The sequence below is a fragment of the Azonexus sp. genome (genome assembly GCF_036170495.1).
Taxonomy (GTDB): domain Bacteria; phylum Pseudomonadota; class Gammaproteobacteria; order Burkholderiales; family Rhodocyclaceae; genus Azonexus.
The window spans coordinates 1-4,371 of sequence record NZ_JAVHPH010000175.1 but is presented as its reverse complement, the minus strand read 5'-3'; the positions used below and the strand labels follow the sequence as shown (position 1 = coordinate 4,371).

General features: G+C 59.9%; 6 protein-coding genes. 5 read left to right on the top strand and 1 reads right to left on the bottom strand.

The features are described from left to right. On the top strand, positions 1-113 hold a 113-nt coding region (locus ADADOO_RS05820; protein ID WP_511275809.1), incomplete at its 5' end, for an EVE domain-containing protein. Continuing rightward, on the top strand, positions 110-910 hold the full coding sequence (locus tag ADADOO_RS05815) for a sulfite exporter TauE/SafE family protein (protein WP_511275807.1): 801 nt from the start codon (positions 110-112) through the stop codon (positions 908-910). The genes ADADOO_RS05820 and ADADOO_RS05815, both read left to right, overlap by 4 nt. 6 nt (positions 911-916) lie before the next feature. On the opposite strand, the gene ADADOO_RS05810 is transcribed toward ADADOO_RS05815, so the two are convergent. Next, positions 917-1,603, bottom strand: coding sequence for a GntR family transcriptional regulator (locus tag ADADOO_RS05810; protein WP_511275805.1), 687 nt, complete (start codon positions 1,601-1,603; stop codon positions 917-919). A 190-nt stretch (positions 1,604-1,793) separates the two neighbouring features. Between ADADOO_RS05810 and dctP the strand changes: the two genes are divergently transcribed. From dctP to ADADOO_RS05795, 3 genes are all read left to right on the top strand, one after another. Continuing rightward, positions 1,794-2,819, top strand: coding sequence for a TRAP transporter substrate-binding protein DctP (dctP, locus tag ADADOO_RS05805; protein WP_511275803.1), 1,026 nt, complete (start codon positions 1,794-1,796; stop codon positions 2,817-2,819). A gap of 46 nt (positions 2,820-2,865) precedes the next feature. Continuing rightward, positions 2,866-3,450, top strand: coding sequence for a TRAP transporter small permease subunit (locus tag ADADOO_RS05800; RefSeq protein WP_511275801.1), 585 nt, complete (start codon positions 2,866-2,868; stop codon positions 3,448-3,450). Beyond that, the coding region (locus ADADOO_RS05795; RefSeq protein WP_511275799.1) for a TRAP transporter large permease at positions 3,447-4,371 on the top strand (925 nt) is incomplete at its 3' end. The genes ADADOO_RS05800 and ADADOO_RS05795, both read left to right, overlap by 4 nt.

Below are 4,371 nucleotides of genomic sequence, written 5' to 3'. Positions count from 1 at the left end.
ATCCCGAACTTGCTAACATGCGCCTCCTTGCCCGCGGCAACCGGCTGTCGATCATGCCGGTCACGCCCGAAGAATGGGCATTCATCAACCGTCTCATGGCAGAGAGCTCATGACAATCTGGTGGCTGGCCTATCCCCTGCTGGGAATCTTCGGCGGCTTCGTTGCCGGTCTGTTTGGCGTTGGCGGCGGGCTGACCCTCGTCCCGTTCATGTACATGTTGTTCGTCGCCCAGAATTTTCCGCCGGACCATGTTATGCATCTGGCGCTGGGTACGTCGATGGCGACCATCGTTTTTACATCGATTTCCAGTATGCGTGCCCATCACGCGCATGGCGCTGTGCGCTGGGACGTCGTCCGTAACCTGGCACCCGGTTTGGTGCTCGGCACTTTTGGTGGCTCGCTGGTGGCCGGTCAGGTGCCGACCGGGCCGATGACGATGATTTTTGTCGTCATCGTCTACTACGCTTCGCTGCAAATGATGCTTGATTTCAAGCCGCACGCGCACCGGCAACTGCCCGGCGCTTTCGGGCTGTTTGCCGCCGGTGGCCTGATTGGCGGCGTCTCCAGTCTGGTTGCGGCGGGCGGCGGCTTTCTCTCGGTGCCATTCATGTTGTTCTGCAACGTCGCCATTCACTCTGCTGTCGGCACCTCGTCGGCGCTCGGCTTTCCCATCGCCGTGGCCGGGGCCGTCGGCTATATCGTCGCCGGCTGGCGCGATAGCGGACTGCCGCCCTATACCTTCGGCGATGTCTATTTGCCGGCTTTCGTCGGTATCGTCGTGATGAGCATCCTGATGGCGCCGGTCGGTGCCCGGCTGGCCCATCGGCTGCCGGTCAAGAAATTGAAACGCGCCTTTGGCGCCTTCCTTGCCCTGCTCGCCAGCAAGATGCTCTACAGCCTGATCGGCTGAGTTCTCTCAGGTGCCGGCCTTGAAGTCGCGCAGCGTCGCGACCAGGTCGGCGAACCGTTCTCCTTGAACGGTGACGTGGGCGCGCAATAGTGCCGTTGCCAGTTCGCTGTCGCCCTTGATGATGGCATCGACAATGGCTTGATGCTCGTTGAACGAGCTGTTCATCCGGTTGCGCACGCGCAACTGGAGCCGCCGATAGGGGCGTAGCCGGCGGTGCAGCGCGCTTGTCTGCTCGACGAGGAAGCCGTTGTGGCTGGCTTCGTAGATGCGCTGGTGGAAAACCTCATTCAACTGGTAATAAATATCCGGGGTGTTTGCGTCGCGCGCCGCTTCGCAGGCGCCATGGGCTTCCTGCAAGGCCACCTGCTCGCTTGGTGTGATGCGCCGGGCGGCGAGTCGGCCGCACATCGCTTCAAGTTCGGCCATGACCTCGAACATTTCGCAAACCCGGTCGGCCCCGACTTCGGGCACCGTTGCGCCGCGCCGCGGCTTGATCTCGATCAGGCCGACCGAGGCAAGCTGAATCAGCGCTTCGCGGACCGGTGTCCGTGAAACGCCGAAGGTGTCGGCCAGCTCCTGCTCGTCGAGCCGCGTGCCGGGCGGATAGACGCCGGTGACGATGCGCTCCTCGATGAGTTCACCCAGGCGTTCTGAGTGGCGGGTAATGGCGGGGGTTTCGGCGGGGTTGTTCACGACTCATGCTCCAGCATGTGGCAATAGTTTAATTATACGAAATTAGTTGACCAGTATTCAATACTTGCTTATTGTGTATACACAACGGTGATTTTTGAACACAAAACAATAGTGCGGTATTCCCGGGTGCGGATAAGCCAGCCAGTGAGGTTTCACCGTCAGTGCTTTTCTAACCCAGGAGGAGATATCCATGTTCAGCAAGACTAAACGCCACCTTACGCTCGCCATCGCTGCCGCCGCCCTGACCTGTGCACTGCCTGCCGCCCATGCGCAGGCGCCGCGTGTCATCAAGATTTCCCACCAGTTTCCTGCCGCCACCAATGAGGATGGCGATTTCCGCGATCGGCTTGTCCGCCGCTTCGTGGCAGAAGTCGAGAAGCAGTCCAAGGGTAGTCTGAGGTTCGAGATCTATCCGGGCAGTTCGTTGATGAAGACCAACAGCCAGATCGGTGCTCTGCGCAAGAGCGCGCTGGACATGAGCCTGGTCCCGCTGGCTTATGGTGGCGGCGAAATTCCCCAGGTCAACATCACGCTGATGCCGACTTTGGTCAGCAGCTACGAACAGGGCATGCGCTGGAAAACGGCACCGGTCGGCAAGGAGCTCGACCGCATCCTGGCCGACAAGAACATCAAGATCGTCACCTGGATCTGGCAGGCCGGCGGCATCGCCTCGACCAAGAAAACGGTCGTCGCTCCCGATGACGCCAAGGGCCTGAAGTTCCGCGGCGGCAGCAAGGAAATGGACCAGATGCTGAAGGGCGCCGGTGCCGCAGTGACCGGCATGCCGTCTTCGGAAATCTACAGTGCGATGCAGTCCGGTGTGCTTGATGCAGCGCTGACTTCCAGCACCTCGCTGATCAGCTTCCGTCTGCAGGAGTTCAGCAAATACGTGACGACGGCGCGCAACAAGAGCTTTTGGTTCATGTTCGAGCCCTTGTTGATTTCCAAGGGTCTCTATGATTCGCTGACGCCGGAGCAACAGAAGATCATCAGCGAAGTCGGCGCCAGCCTCGAGAAATTCGGTGTCGAAGAGGCCAAGAAGGACGATCAGCGCATGGCTGAAGTCTTCGCCAAAGCCGGCGCCAAGGTGGCCGACATGGATGAGAAGGCTTTCCTGGCCTGGCGCGCGATCGCCGAACAGACGGCTTTCAAGGATTTCGCCGAAAACATCAAGGATGGCCGCGCCCTGCTCGACATGGCGCTGTCGGTCAAGTAATAACCCGGCCGGGCATGGCCCGGCCCATCCTTCTTAAAGGTGAATCATGAGCCCCGGATATTTCATCAGCCGAGCGGTCAAGGCCTTCAATGTCGCGACAGGTTACCTGTCGGCCTTTTTGATCGTCATCGCCACCGGCGTCCTCGTCTTCGAAGTCGCGGTCCGTTACATCTTTGCCTGGCCGACCGATTGGGAAATCGAGTTTTGTGTCTATTTACTGATCGCTTCCAGCTTTCTGGCCGCCGCCCATACCCAGCTCAATCGCGGCCATGTGACGATCGAAATTCTCGACGAAATCACGCCGCCAAGCTGGACACAGTGGCGTATGGCATTTTCCGACTTGTTGTCCTTCCTGTTCTGCGCCTTTGTTGCCTGGAACTGCTGGCACTTGTTCTACGAAGCCTGGGACGAAGGCCGGATGAGCGATACATCATGGGCGCCGAAGATGTGGCCGGTTTTCGCCACCATGGCATTCGGCATGACCTCGCTTGCCCTGCAGATTTTTGTCCAGTTCATCGAAGACTCGTTGCCGGAAGCCATGCGCTCGCACCGGCCGCCGCCGCAACACAATGCAGCCATTCAGGTGGCCATCGAACGCATCCAGCACGACGACGAAGGAGAGCGCAAATGAGCGTCGGAACCTTAGGCTTGCTCTACGCGGCCGCCACTTTCATATTCCTCTTTTCCGGGATGCCGATTGCCTTTGCCGTTGGCTCGGTCGCCCTGATTTTCATGTACTTCTTCATGCCGGTGGCGCAGCTGTCGATCATCGCTGAAACCATCTTTTCCGAGTTGAACAGCTTCACGCTGCTGACTATTCCGCTCTTCATCATGATGGGCGCCGCCATCGGCAAATCGCGCGCTGGCGCCGATCTCTACAACTCGCTGAACCGCTGGCTGTACAAGGTGCCGGGTGGCCTCGGGCTGGCCAATACGCTGGCGTGCTCGGTGTTCGCTGCGATGTGCGGTTCGTCGCCGGCAACCTGCTCGGCCATCGGTTCCTCGGGCATTCCGGAAATGCGCAAACGCGGCTATTCCGAGCGTCTGGCGACTGGCCTGATCGCTGCCGGCGGCACGCTGGGCATCCTGATTCCGCCGTCGCTGACGCTGATTCTCTATGGCCTGGCCACCGAACAGTCGATCGGCAAGCTGTTCATGGCCGGCGTCGGCCCCGGCTTGATGCTGACGGCGATGTTCTCGATCTGGGTGGTCTACAAATCCTGGGCGGAAAAGAACGAAAAAATTTCGGCAAATCGCTCGACCGGCATCGCCATGCCAGCGGAAGAGTCGTACAGCTGGAAACAGCGCCTTGAAACGCTGCCCCGCCTGGCGCCCTTCATCGGCCTGATCATCATCGTCATGGTCGCCCTCTACGGTGGCTGGGCAACGCCATCGGAAGTCGCCGGTATCGGCGCCTTCGGTGCGCTGCTCATGGTCATGGCGATCTACGGCTGCTGGCGCTGGAACGACCTCAAGGTGATCCTCTCCGGCACGGCCCGCGAGTCGTCGATGATCATGCTGATCATCGCGATGTCCTTCCTCTACACCTACG